General features: G+C 66.2%; 9 protein-coding genes. 8 read left to right on the forward strand and 1 reads right to left on the reverse strand.

Annotated features, from left to right (window positions below):
• The first annotated feature begins 274 nt into the window (after positions 1–274).
• The 8 genes from ACZY1F_RS00405 (at position 275) to ACZY1F_RS00440 (ending at position 11,735) form a co-directional block, all read left to right on the forward strand.
• On the forward strand, positions 275–373 hold the full coding sequence (locus ACZY1F_RS00405; protein WP_131135243.1) for a potassium-transporting ATPase subunit F: 99 nt from the start codon (positions 275–277) through the stop codon (positions 371–373).
• A 7-nt stretch (positions 374–380) separates the two neighbouring features.
• A complete protein-coding gene (gene kdpA / locus ACZY1F_RS00410; protein ID WP_463939689.1) occupies positions 381–2,048 on the forward strand; it encodes a potassium-transporting ATPase subunit KdpA in 1,668 nt (555 codons plus the stop codon).
• On the forward strand, positions 2,045–4,174 hold the full coding sequence (gene kdpB, locus ACZY1F_RS00415; protein ID WP_463939690.1) for a potassium-transporting ATPase subunit KdpB: 2,130 nt from the start codon (positions 2,045–2,047) through the stop codon (positions 4,172–4,174). The genes kdpA and kdpB overlap by 4 nt, the downstream gene beginning before the upstream one ends.
• Before the next feature lie 9 nt (positions 4,175–4,183).
• Positions 4,184–4,807, forward strand: a complete 624-nt coding sequence (gene kdpC, locus ACZY1F_RS00420) for a K(+)-transporting ATPase subunit C (RefSeq protein ID WP_463939691.1) — start codon at positions 4,184–4,186, stop codon at positions 4,805–4,807.
• A gap of 30 nt (positions 4,808–4,837) precedes the next feature.
• The gene (locus ACZY1F_RS00425) at positions 4,838–7,507 is read left to right on the forward strand and encodes a DUF4118 domain-containing protein (protein WP_463939692.1); all 2,670 of its coding nucleotides are present in this window, start codon (positions 4,838–4,840) and stop codon (positions 7,505–7,507) included.
• Positions 7,504–8,181 (forward strand): response regulator, encoded by a 678-nt coding sequence (locus tag ACZY1F_RS00430; protein WP_463939694.1) that lies wholly within the window; start codon positions 7,504–7,506, stop codon positions 8,179–8,181. The genes ACZY1F_RS00425 and ACZY1F_RS00430 overlap by 4 nt, the downstream gene beginning before the upstream one ends.
• Before the next feature lie 146 nt (positions 8,182–8,327).
• Positions 8,328–10,310, forward strand: coding sequence for an APC family permease (locus tag ACZY1F_RS00435; protein WP_463939696.1), 1,983 nt, complete (start codon positions 8,328–8,330; stop codon positions 10,308–10,310).
• A gap of 3 nt (positions 10,311–10,313) precedes the next feature.
• Positions 10,314–11,735: a TrkH family potassium uptake protein gene (locus ACZY1F_RS00440; protein WP_463939697.1), complete on the forward strand. Its 1,422-nt coding sequence runs from the start codon at positions 10,314–10,316 to the stop codon at positions 11,733–11,735.
• Positions 11,736–11,782: 47 nt separating this feature from the next.
• Here the strand turns inward: ACZY1F_RS00440 and ACZY1F_RS00445 are convergent, their stop codons facing one another.
• Positions 11,783–13,255 carry an APC family permease gene (locus tag ACZY1F_RS00445; protein WP_463939698.1) on the reverse strand — a complete coding sequence of 491 codons (1,473 nt, stop codon included), beginning with the start codon at positions 13,253–13,255 and terminating at the stop codon, positions 11,783–11,785.
• Positions 13,256–13,376: the final 121 nt, after the last annotated feature.

The following is a 13,376-nucleotide window of genomic DNA, read 5'->3' on the forward strand; positions in this document are numbered from 1 at the left end:
GGAGGGCAGACACGAGCCGCCCGGTCCACGTTGCCGTTAAGACCGCGTCAAGATTCCGTACGGGCGTATTAAGGATTCGTCAGGAACGCGTTGCCGCCAGTTTGCCGGGGGTTGACTGAGATCAGCCCCGCACGGGGTGCGTTCGAAAGGAACCTGCAATGGCCGACGCGGCTGTACTTGGAATTCTCATGGTGTCCATGGGATTCGTGATGTGGATCGGCCACCTTCTGGCCGGAGTGGTCAGCGGTGCAAGTGATGGCGGTGAAGACGGACTATGAGTCTGGACGCGATCATTTGGCTGGCGCTGGCCGTTGCTGGCGTGTGCCTGTCCGGCTACCTGTTGGCGGCCCTGATCCACCCCGAAAAGTGGTGACCAGGACATGACATTCAACACTGCATCATTCCTGATCCAGGTCTCGGCGCTGCTGCTGGCCCTGGCCGCTTTGCATAAGCCGCTCGGCGTCTACCTTGCCCGCGTGTTCGACGGCACCACCTTCACCAGGCCGGAGCGGCTGTTCTACCGGTTCGCCGGCGTCGACGCCGGCACGGAACAGACCTGGGCCGTCTACCTGCGCAGCGTCCTGGCCTTTTCCGCGGTGTCCATCCTGGTGGTGTTCCTGCTCCAGCGGCTCCAAGGCGTGCTGCCCGGCAGCGGAGCACTCACGGGGGTGGATCCCTGGGTTGCCATGAATACGGCCATCTCCTTTGTCACCAACACCAACTGGCAGACCTACGTGCCCGAGACCACCGTTGGCATCTTTGTCCAGATGGCCCTGCTCGCGGTCCAGAATTTTCTGTCCGCGGCAGTCGGCATCGTCGTCGCTGTCGCGCTGATCCGTGGCATCGCCCGGACGAAAACTGACAGGCTGGGGAACTTCTGGGTGGACCTGGCCCGGACAACGTTCCGAGTCCTGTTGCCGATGGCCGTGGTCGCGGCAGTTGTAATGGTCATTGGTGGCGTAGTGCAGAACTTCTCGCCCACCGATGTCATCAACCAGGCAACCGGCACCTCTCAGAGCATTCCGGGCGGTCCGGTGGCCTCCCAGGAAGCGATCAAAATCCTGGGCACCAATGGAGGCGGCTATTTCAACGCCAACTCCGCCCACCCGTTTGAGAATCCCAATGTCTTCATCAGCCTGTTCCAGGTGTTCCTATTGCTGCTGATTCCCTCTGCCCTCCCCTACGCGTTCGGCCGGATGGTGGGCGACCAGAAGCAGGGCTACACCGTGGCCGCCGTGATGGGAACACTCTGGCTGACCTCCGTTTCCCTGACAGGGTGGGCCGTCGCAGCCGGACAGGGAACCGCGACGGCGGCTGCCGGCGGTTTGGGGGAAGGGTTCGAGCAGCGCTTCGGCGCGGCTCCGAGCGCCATCTTCGCCGCCTCCACAACGCTGACCTCCACGGGCGCCGTCAATGTTGCCCACGATTCGCTGCCGCCGCTGGCGGGCGGGGTCACCATGGTGAACATGATGCTCGGGGAAGTGGCCCCCGGCGGAACCGGTTCCGGGCTGTACGGGATGCTGATCCTGTCCATCATCTCCGTCTTCATCGCCGGGCTCATGGTGGGCCGGACACCCGAGTACCTGGGCAAGAAAATCGGCCCACGCCAGATGAAGCTCTCCGCCATGTACATCCTGATCACCCCCATCCTGGTGTTGACCCTGGCCGGCATCACCGTGCTGCTGCCAGACGTTATGACCAACGTGCCGGCGTCCGGGCCGCACCAGTTCAGCGAGCTGCTCTACGCCTTCACCTCCGGGGCGAACAACAACGGCTCCGCGTTCGGCGGGATCACCAGCTCGGGACCCTACCTCTCCGCCATGCTCGGCATCGCCATGCTGCTGGGCCGGTTCCTGCCGATCGTCCTGGTTCTGGCTTTGGCCGGATCGCTCGCCCGGCAAGGCAGAATCCCCGCCTCCGCCGGGACGGTGCCTACCCACGGTCCCCTGTTCGGCGCCCTGTTGCTGGGCGTGACCGTCATCCTGACGGCCCTCAGCTATTTCCCTGCCCTTGCCCTGGGCCCCCTCGCAGAAGGACTCCTCCAATGACCCGCACCCAGACGGGCCTCGCCACCGTCCCCGAAACCCTGGCCGACGGCAACCCGCTCGGCACCCCCGGCGACCACAAACACCACACCAAGGCCCCGGCGAAGCTGACCGCCGCCAGCGTGGCGGCAGCCCTTCCGGTGGCCATCCGCAAACTCGCACCGCGCCAGATGATTCATTCACCGGTCATGTTCACCGTGCTGGTGGGCGCAGGCCTGTGCACGGCCATCTGCGTGGTCCGTCCGTCGGTCTTCAGCATCGCGGTGACGGCCTGGCTGTGGCTGACCGTCCTGTTCGGCACACTTTCCGAAGCCATCGCCGAGGGCCGGGGCAAGGCCCAGGCCGACAGCCTCCGGGCCAGCCGGCAGGGCGTGCTGGCGAAGCTGCGGCTGCCCGACGGCGGCACCAAACAGGTCCCCGGCACGGAACTGCGCCTCAACGACGTCGTCATCTGTGAGGCCGGGGACGTGATCCCGTCCGACGGCGAGATCATCGAGGGCCTGGCCAGCGTTGACGAATCAACCATCACCGGCGAATCCGCACCGGTCATCCGCGAATCCGGCGGAGACCGCTCCTCGGTCACCGGCGGCACCAAGGTCCTCTCAGACCGCATCGTCGTCAGAATCACCGCCGAACCCGGACAGACCTTCATCGACCGGATGATCAAACTCGTCGAAGGCGCCGTGCGGCAGAAGACCCCCAACGAGATTGCCCTGCACGTCCTGCTCGTCTCCCTGACCATCGTGTTCCTGGTGGTCACAATGTCCCTGGCACCCTTCGCGTCCCTCGCGGGAGCAACACCGTCACCCATCGTGCTCGTGGCGCTGCTCGTATGCCTGATCCCCACCACCATCGGCGCCCTCGTCCCGGCCATCGGCATCGCCGGAATGGACCGCCTGGTCCAGCACAACGTCCTGGCCACCTCCGGCCGGGCCGTCGAAACAGCAGGTGACATCACCACACTGCTGCTGGACAAGACCGGAACCATCACCTACGGCAACCGCCGCGCCGTCAACTTCTTCCCCGCCAACACCGTCGGCATGACCGAACTCATCGAAGCTGCCCGGCTCTCCAGCCTCGCCGACGAAACCCCCGAAGGGCGGTCAGTGGTGGACCTCGCGGCCGAGAAGGGCGTGAGCGGGCCCGAACTGGCGGAGCTCGGCCGCGGCCCGGAACAGCTCGCCGTGGTCGAATTCAGCGCCAGCACCCGCATGAGCGGCCTGGACCTGGACGGCCGCCAGGTCCGCAAGGGCGCGGCAGCCGCGGTGGCTGCTTTTGTTACCGACCTGGGCGGCCACACCCCGGCTGAGGTGAACCACCGGGTGCTGGAGATCTCCGCCCAGGGCGGCACCCCGCTGCTGGTTGCCACCGCAACCACGGACGGCGCCCGGGTCCTGGGCACCATCCACCTCGCCGACGTCGTCAAACCCGGCATGCAGGCCCGCTTCGCCGAGCTGCGGAAAATGGGCATCCGCACGGTGATGGTCACCGGCGATAACCCCGTGACCGCGAAGGCCATCGCTGCCGAGGCCGGCGTTGATGACTTCCTTGCCGAAGCCACCCCCGAGGACAAGCTCGCCGTCATCAAAAAGGAGCAGGCCGCCGGACGCCTCGTGGCCATGACCGGGGACGGCACCAATGACGCCCCCGCGCTGGCCGCCGCGGACGTCGGCGTCGCGATGAACTCCGGCACCCCGGCCGCCAAAGAGGCCGCCAACATGGTGGACCTGGACTCGGACCCGACGAAGCTCATCAACATCGTGGGCATCGGCAAGCAGCTGCTGATCACCCGGGGCGCCCTCACCACGTTCTCCATCGCCAACGACGTCGCGAAGTACTTCGCCATCGTCCCTGCCCTGTTCACCGCGACCTATCCAGGCCTGGGGCTGCTGAACATCATGGGGCTCACCAGCCCCGCCTCCGCCATCCTGTCCGCCGTCATCTTCAACGCCCTGATCATCATCGCCCTGATTCCCCTGGCGCTCCGCGGCGTGAAATACCGGGCGGTGTCTGCCAACCAGGCGCTCGGCCGGAACCTGCTCGTCTACGGTCTCGGCGGGCTCATCGCACCCTTCATCGGCATCAAAATCATTGACCTGATCATCTCCCTCATCCCCGGCATCGGCTAGGAACATCCCATGAACACGCTCACCGGCTACCTCCGCCAGGCCGGAACCGCCGCCAGGTTCCTGCTCCTTGCCACCGTCATCCTCGGGCTGGCCTACCCGCTTGCCGTCTTCGGCATCGGACAACTGGTGGCCCCGTACCAGGCCAACGGCTCCATCATGAAGGACGACGGCGGTGCTGCCGCGGCGTCGGCGCTGATCGTCCAGGCAGCAGCCAACGAGGAAGGGGTCCAGGACCCGGCGTGGTTCCACGCACGGCCATCGACGGTCAGCTGGGACCCGGCGTCGTCGTCGGCCAGCAACCTCGGCCCCAACGACCCCAAACTCCTTGACGCTGTTACGGCCGCCCGGAGTGCCGTGGCAGCGGCCGAAGGGGTCAGCGAAGCCGACGTTCCCGCCGACGCCGTGACTGCCTCCGGGTCCGGGCTGGACCCGGGCATCTCCCCGGCCTACGCCGGGCTCCAGGTCGCGAGGGTGGCGGCAGCGCACGGGCTTAGTGTCGACGCCGTCCAGGACCTCGTGGACCGGAACACCACCGGCGGCATCGAAGCGTTCCTGGGCCAGCCGGCCGTCAATGTCACCGCCCTGAACCTGGCTCTCGCTGCCGCCGCGCCCGGACAGGCGCCACGGCAATGACCGGCCCTCTCGCAGTGAAAGAATGACGGCATGGCACGTGGATCGCTGCGTATCTTCCTCGGGGCCGCACCCGGAGTCGGCAAAACGTACGAAATGCTCGAAGAAGCCCACCGACTCGGCGTCCGCGGCGAGGACGTCGTCGTCGCGTTCGCCCTGGACCACGGCCGTGCCGAGACGCGGGCCCTCCTGGACGGGCTCGAGATCATCCCGCCGCGGCGCCTCGCGTACCGGGGCACCGAGTTCGATGAGCTGGACCTCGACGCCGTGCTCCACCGTGCACCGGCGACCGCCATCGTGGACGAGTACGCACACTCAAACATCCCCGGCAGCCGGCACGCCAAACGCTGGGAGGACATCGACGAACTGCTCGCCGCCGGTATCAATGTCCTCTCCACTGTCAATATCCAGCACCTGGCATCCCTGGGGGACGTCGTCAGCGCCGTCACCGAGGTGCGGCAGGCCGAAACGGTGCCCGACGACGTCGTACGCCGGGCCGATCAGATCCACCTGGTGGACATTTCCCCGGAACTCCTGCGCCAGCGCCTGAGCGATGGAAAAATCTACGCCCAGGACAAGATCGACGCCGCCCTCTCGAACTACTTCCGTCTCGGCAACCTGACGGCGCTGCGCGAACTGGCGCTCCTCTGGCTCGCGGACCGGGTGGATGAAGGCCTAGCCAGGTACCGGGCCGAGAACGACATCCAGGCCACCTGGCCGGCCCGCGAGCGCATCGTCATCGGACTGACCGGCGGCCCTGAAGGCGAAATCCTGATCCGCCGCGGCGCCAGGATCCTCAACCGCGTCAGCGGCGGCGACCTGCTCGCGGTCCATGTCCGCGCCGCCGATGGTGTTGCCGGCGAATCACCACAGGCGCTGGAAGCCCAGCGCCGCCTGATCCAGGACCTGGGTGGCAGCTACCAGCTCGTTGCAGGCGAAAACCCGGCCACCGCCCTGCTGGACTTTGCCCGGAGCGTCAACGCCACCCAGATCGTCGTCGGCATCTCGCGCCGCGGAAAGGTTTCTGGACTCCTCGGTGCGCTCCTGGGCGGCGGCATCGGCACCAGGGTGGTCCGGGACTCGGGCGATATCGACGTCCACATGGTCTCGCACCCCCTCGGGGGTGGCGGGGCCGGAACCCGCCGGCAACGGGATCTCGGCCGGATCCGGGTTGGAGCCGGCTTCGTCCTCGCCATCCTGCTGCCCGTTCTTCTCCAGTTTCTGCTCGCCCTGAATCCGGACCAGAGCGTCGCCACAGCGGTGCTGGTCCAGCTCGCCGGATCAGTCACCGTGGCGCTGGTGGGCGGATTCTGGCCTGCCATCCTCGCTGCGCTCTGGAGCAGCCTCCTGGTCAACTACTTCTCCACCCCGCCGGTGGGCACCCTGACCATCAACGACCCCCAGAATGTGCTCGCCCTCCTGGTGTTTGTCGGCGTTTCTGCCGCCGTCGCCGTGGTGGTGGACCTCTCTGCCCGCCGCTCCAAAGAGGCCGCCCGGGCCCGCGCGGAAGCGACCACCCTTTCAGACCTCACCCGCGGCGCGGCCAGCTCCGAGGACACCGTTCAGGACCTGCTGCAGCAGGCACTTGCCGTCTTCAACGTCCGTGGCGCGGCACTCTACGGCCTGTCCGAAACCGGCGACGGCGGCCACCGGGCAATCTGGACACCTACCGCCAGTGCCGGCGAACTCCCCGACGCCGGCACAGCCAACCAGCCGGCCCCGGACCAGCCGGACTTCCCCACGGAAAATACCGAACAGATCGACGCGGCTACCCGGATGGTACTTTTCGGGCGGGCGCTTCCGGCCAGCGACCGGCGGCTGCTCGGTGCGTTCGGGGTGCACCTCGCCGCCCAGCTTGAGAGGCAGCAACTGGCCGCCAGCCGCCGCGAGGTGCTCCGCCTCGCTGAAGGCAACACGATGCGCACGTCAATCCTGCGAGCCGTCTCCCATGACCTCCGCACACCACTGGCCAGCATCAAACTCGCCGTCGGGAGCCTCCTCCAAAAAGACGTGCAGTACGGCCCCGAACTCGCCCACGAACTGCTCCTGGCCATCGACGAATCCTCGGACCGGCTGGACCTGCTCGTGGGGAACCTGCTCGACATGTCCCGGATCACCACCGACGCCGCCAAGCCACTGTTGCAACCGGTGCGCTGGAACGACGTCATCCCCGCCGCCCTCCACGGCATCCCCGCCGGGAGCGCGCGTCTGGATCTGCCACCGAACATGCCCGAAATCGAGGCGGACCCGGGCATGCTCGAGCGCGTCATCGCCAACATCGTCGAAAACGCCGTCAAGTATGCGCCCGAATCCGATCTTGTCCTGGTGGGAACAGCCGGCGGGCTGAGCACCGAAACGCTGGCAGGCCAGCCCGCAGGTGAGCTCCGCATCATCGATCACGGCCGGGGCGTACCGGCGGAAAATGTCATTGAAATGTTCCGGCCCTTCCAACGGCTCACCGATGTGCCGCAAAGCACGGGTGTTGGTTTGGGCCTGGCCGTCGCGAAAGGGTTCACCGAGGCAATGGGTGGCACACTGACAGCAGAAGAAACCCCCGGAGGAGGACTCACCATGGTCATCCGGCTGCCCCTGTCCACGGGCGCCCGCGCCCAGTACACAACAGCCCAAGCGCCAGTGAAGCCCCAGTCCCTGCTCTCCGGATGGACAGCGCGCCATCAGCCCTCCACCCAGGAAAAACCATGACTTCCATCCTCGTAGTCGACGATGACCCGCACCTCCTCAAAGTCCTCAACATCGCCCTCCAGGCCAACGGATACGCCGTCGTTACCGCTACAGACGGCCACTCGGCCCTGCTCTCCGCTACACAACATGCCCTGGCCCTCATTGTGCTGGATCTCGGCCTGCCCGATATCGACGGCATAGCCGTCATCAAGCAACTACGGACCTGGAACGAGGTCCCCATCCTGGTCCTCTCAGCCCGCCATACCTCCGATGACAAGGTCGAGGCCCTGGACGCAGGTGCCGACGACTACCTCACCAAACCCTTCGGCCCCGAGGAACTCCTCGCCCGTCTCCGCGCCCTGCTCCGCCGGACCCCCGACCACAAAACACCCAACCCCGTGATCACCACCGACAACTTCTCAGTGGACCTGGCCAAACACCGCGTCATCCGCGACGGCGCCGATGTCCGGCTGACTCCCATCGAGTGGAACATCCTGGAAATCCTGGTCAGAAACCCCGAAAAACTCATCACCCAGCGCCAACTCCTCACCGAGGTCTGGGGACCCGCGTACGCCAAAGACGCAAACTACCTCCGCGTCTACATGGCCCAGCTGCGCCGCAAGCTCGAACCCGACACCGGAAACCCCCGGCATCTCCTCACCGAAGCAGGCATCGGTTACAGATTCCAGCCATGATGAGGTCCGCCGGGTAACACCAGCGCCGGCGGCGTTAAGGATGCGTTAAGATCCCGGGTTTGCCCGCTGAGGGCCCTTGGCCCGGTGCTACGCTCCGTTGGTTATTCACCCCAATCCCGCCTGCGCGGGGTACAGAAAGTAACCCGTTGACTGCATCCACCCGCTTCTCCATTCCCGCCAGCGTCCCCAACCCGGAACGCGGCGCGGGACCCGGAAACGGGCTCACCCGGTGGCTGCTGGAACACACCGTCCACCAGCCGGTGGGCCCGGAGACTGCCGAGGACCACGCCCCCACCCAGAGCTGGTGGAAGGTCATGTGCCTGACCGGGGTGGACTACTTTTCCACGCTCTCCTACTTGCCCGGCATCGCCGCCCTCGCTGCCGGGGCTCTCTCCCCGCTGGCCACCCTGCTGATCGTTGGCCTGACGCTGCTGGGCATGCTCCCGATGTACCGGAGGGTGGCCCACGAAAGCCCCCACGGACAGGGATCGGTGGCGATGCTGGAAAAGCTCCTGCCGTTCTGGCGCGGGAAAATCTTTGTGCTCGTCCTTCTCGGCTTCGTCGCCACCTCCTGGATCATCACCATCACCCTTTCCGCGGCCGACGCCACCGTCCACATGCTTGAGAACCCCTACCTGCCGCCCTTCCTGGACGGCCAGGCAGTCGCGATCACCGTGGTGCTCCTGCTCATTCTGGGCGGGGTGTTCCTCCTCGGCTTCTCCGAAGCGGTGGCGGTTGCCATCCCCCTGGTGGGCATCTTCCTCGTGCTCAACACCGTGATCATCGGAGTGGGACTGTACGACGCCGTCACGCAGCCGGGTGCCATGGCTGACTGGACCGCGGCGCTCACCTCCGCCGGAACGGGTTTCGGGGATATCGCAGGACCGGCCCTGCTCGCCTTCCCGCTGCTGGTCCTGGGTTTGTCCGGCTTCGAGACCGGCGTCAGCATGATGCCGCTGGTCGCAGCCAACGGCGCCACCGCCGAGGAACGCCTGGCCGCCCGCGTCCGGAACACCCGCAAGCTCCTCACCACAGCTGCCCTGATCATGAGCGTGTACCTCCTGGGCAGCAGTTTCGTCACCACAGTGCTGATCCCCGCCGAAGCCTTCCAGGCAGGTGGCGAGGCCAACGGGCGCGCCCTGGCCTACCTGGCCCACGAACTTCTGGGTAACGGCTTCGGCTCTGTCTACGATGTCAGCAGCATCCTAATCCTGTGGTTCGCCGGAGCGTCCGCCATGGCCGGCCTGATCAACATCGTTCCCCGCTACCTTCCGTCCTACGGCATGGCCCCGGACTGGTCCCGGGCCGTCCGCCCGGTGGTTCTGGTGTACACCGCCATCAGCATCCTGATCACCATCGGTTTCAACGCCGACGTCAACGCCCAGGCCGGCGCGTACGCCACGGGCATCCTGGCCATGATGGTTTCCGGCGCCGTCGCAGTCAGCATCTCCGCCGCCCGCAGCAAGCGGCGGGGCGCCGCCGTCGGCTTCACCATCCTGACCCTGATCCTGCTGTACGCGCTGGGGGCCAACGTCATCGCCAAGCCGGACGGCATCGCAATCTCCGGCTTCTTCATCCTGGGCATCATCGTTGTTTCGCTGGTCTCCAGGGTCAGCCGCACCACCGAACTCCGGGTCCACAAGATCGAGTTCGACGACGAAGCCCGCCGCTTCATCACCGACACCCTCGACTTTGACGGACGGATCAACCTGATCGCCAACCGTCCGCAGGCCCGCGATGCCGCCGAATACCGTGAGAAGGAAGCCGAGCAGCGCCAGAACAATCCCGTGCCCGGAACCGCAGACGTGATCTTCCTGGAGATCGAAGTCACCGATCCCTCGGGGTTCAGCGACGTCCTCGAAGTGCGCGGCATCGAAGTGGACGGACACCGTGTGCTCCGCGCCGACAGCCCGGCCGCTCCCAACGCCATCGCCGCCATCCTGCTGGCCCTCCGCGACGCCACCGGCGTCCGGCCTCACGCCTACTTTGAATGGGCAGAAGGCAATCCCCTGGCGCACCTCATGCGCTACCTGTTGCTGGGACGCGGAGACACGGCCCCCGTGGTCCGCGAAATCATCCGGGAAAACGAACCCGATCCCAGCCGCCGCCCCGGCATCCACGTGGGCTAGGGCATGTCCCTGAGCAGGTTCCGCAATGGCGGGCCGGTGCCCCAACTGCGGAACAAGCGGCTCCCCGATAAGGGGCACGACAACCCTGTACGGCGGGCCCTCCTGCACCCGGTCCGTTCGGTACCTCTGGCGTTCCTGGCGGTCATCATCCTGGGAGCATCCCTGCTGATGCTGCCCGCCGCCCGGACCGGCAGCGACCCCGGAGCCGACCCCCTGATGGCCGCGCTGTTCACCTCCGTCTCGGCCGTCTGCGTGACGGGGCTGATCACCGTGGACACGGCCACGTACTGGACGCCGTTCGGGCAGACCGTGATCCTGGGACTGATCCAGGTGGGCGGGTTCGGCATCATGACGCTGGCCACGCTGCTGGCTCTCTTGGTCCGGAAAAGCATCGGCCTGCGCGGGCAGCTGGTGGCGCAGTCTGAAACGCACACACTCAATCTGGGCGACGTCAGCGCCGTGCTGCTCCGCGTGGCGAGACTCATGCTCGGCATTGAGGCCGCCACCGCCGCGGTGCTGACCGGACGCTTCTGGCTGGCCTACGATCAGAACCCGGCCACGGCGCTGTGGCACGGCGTGTTTCACGCCGTCTCGGCGTTCAACAACGCCGGCTTCGCGCTGTACAGCGACAACCTCATCGGCTTCGCGGAGGACCCCTGGATCATCGTCCCCATCTGCCTGGCGATCATCGCCGGCGGCCTCGGGTTCCCGGTGATCATCCAGCTGCTCCGGGGGAACGTCAAAGCCAGCAACTGGAGCGTCCACCTGCGCCTGACCATCTACGGCACCGTGCTGTTGCTCGTCCTTGGCATCACGCTGTTCGCCGCCTTCGAATGGAACAGGGACGAAACGCTCGGTGGCCTGTCCCTGACCGGGAAGCTGCTGGGTTCCCTGGCCGGAAGTGTCTTCCCCCGTACTGCCGGCTTCAACAGCATCGACTACGGCGCGGCCGCACCGGAGACCCTCATGGTCACCAACATCCTGATGTTCATCGGCGGCGGCAGCGCCGGCACTGCCGGCGGCATCAAGATCACCACGTTCCTGGTGCTGGGTTTCTCCATCTGGAACGAGATCCGCGGCCGCGACGAGGTGACCATCGCCCACCGCTCCATCAGCGCCTCCTCCCAGCGCCAGGCCCTGTCCGTGGCGCTACTGGGTGTTGCCGCCGTGGTGGGTGGCACCCTGGCATTGCTGATGCTGACCGACTACAGCCTGGAAAAAGTGCTGTTCGAATGCATCTCCGCGTTCGCCACCGTGGGGATGAGCACCGGCATCACCTACCACCTCCCGCCGTCGGCCGAATGGGTGCTCATGGCCCTGATGTTCCTCGGCAGAATCGGCACCGTAACGGTCGCGTCCGCGCTGGCCCTGTCCTCCCGGCCCCGCCTCTACAGCCTGCCGGAGGAACGCCCCATCATCGGCTAGCGCCGCCGTCGTCGGACGTTCTGAAAGTACGACGGCGGTACGGACGCCTAAGCGTCATCCTTGCCGATGTTCTGGGTCCCCACGGGCTCGCCTTCCGCCCTGTTCGTCCGCCTGTTGATGAGCCAGGTGATAAACCAGAGCACCACGCCGATCGCCATCAGTCCCCCGGCGATCTGGTACTGGATGACGTTGCGGCCCACCCACGGCCCGGCGAGGAAGGCACACAGCAGCGCGGCGAGCAGCGGCAGCTGCCCCGGCGAGGTGAAGAACACTTTGCGGTGCGGATCCCGCTTGCGGCGGAGGACCAGGCAGGCCACGTTGACTACCGTGAAGACGCACAGCAGCAGGAACGCCGTCGTCCCGGACAGGTTGGCCACGATGTTGCTCTTGGGGTCGCTGGTGACGTACCAGATCAGGCCCAGGGCGAGGACGGTGGAGAACAGGATGCCGGCCCACGGGGTGCGGCGTCCCGGCAGGACCTTCCCCAACGCGGGCGGCAGGACGTTCTGGCGTGCCATGCCGTAGATCAGCCGGCTGGCCATCAGCATGTTGATAAGCGCGGTGTTTGCAACGGCGAACACCGCGAGGAACGGGAAGATCTTGTCGATGGGGAAGTCCGGCGAGCCCTTGTGCACCACCTCGAGGAGCGCAGCGCCTTCAGCCTCCCGGATGTTTTCCAGCTCGGTGGGCGAGAGCACGCTGACCACGGAGACGGCCACCAGCATGTACAGGAGGACGGCGATGCCCAGGCCGGTCAGCATGGTCCGCGGGAAAATCTTCTCCGGGTGCTGGGTCTCCTCCACCATGTTCACCGAGTCCTCGAAGCCCACCATGGCAAAGAAGGCGATGGACGTTGCGGCGGTGACGGCCAGGAAAAGGCCCTTGTCCTGGTAGTCGTTGAAGACGAAAATCTCGCCCGCGTTCCCGGTGCCCTGGGCCATGACATAAAAGCCCACGCCGATCACGATGCACAACGCGATCATCTCCACCAGCGTGAGCACCACGTTGAACTTCACGCTCTCCCCCACGCCGCGCAGATTGATCGCGGCCAGCAGGAGCATAAATGCCATGGCGACGGCGGTGATCACGCCTTGTCCGGGCACTTCCATCCAGCCGTTGAGCTCCAGTCCGCCGAAGAAGTTCTGGGCGAGGACGTTCGCGGACGTGGACGCACTGGTGATCCCGGAGCAGACCACGGCGAATGCCACCAGGAACGTGACGAAGTGGATGCCAAACGCCTTGTGCGTGTAGAGCGCCGCCCCTGCCGCCTGCGGGTACTGCGTGACCAGCTCGAGGTAGGAGAACGCGGTCAAAGTCGCGACGACGAACGCGAGCAGGAACGGCAACCAGACGATGCCACCCACCGTCCCGGCCATGGTTCCGGTGACCGCGTACACGCCGGCGCCGAGGATGTCGCCAACTATGAACAGGAGGAGGAGCTTGGGGCCAAGGACCCGCTTCAGCTCATGTGTCTCTGCCTCCGGATTCGCCGGAAACAGGTCATCTGAAGTGGTGCTCATCGCCCTGACCTCCACACTCAATACGTCAAACGTGGCCTACTTCAGGGTGATCCTTTCGGATCGCTTTGGCAACAGGTCGGGTTGGGCGGGCGGGGGTGTCGAAATTTCGACGATGACCCCG

Source organism: Pseudarthrobacter xylosi (assembly GCF_055412765.1).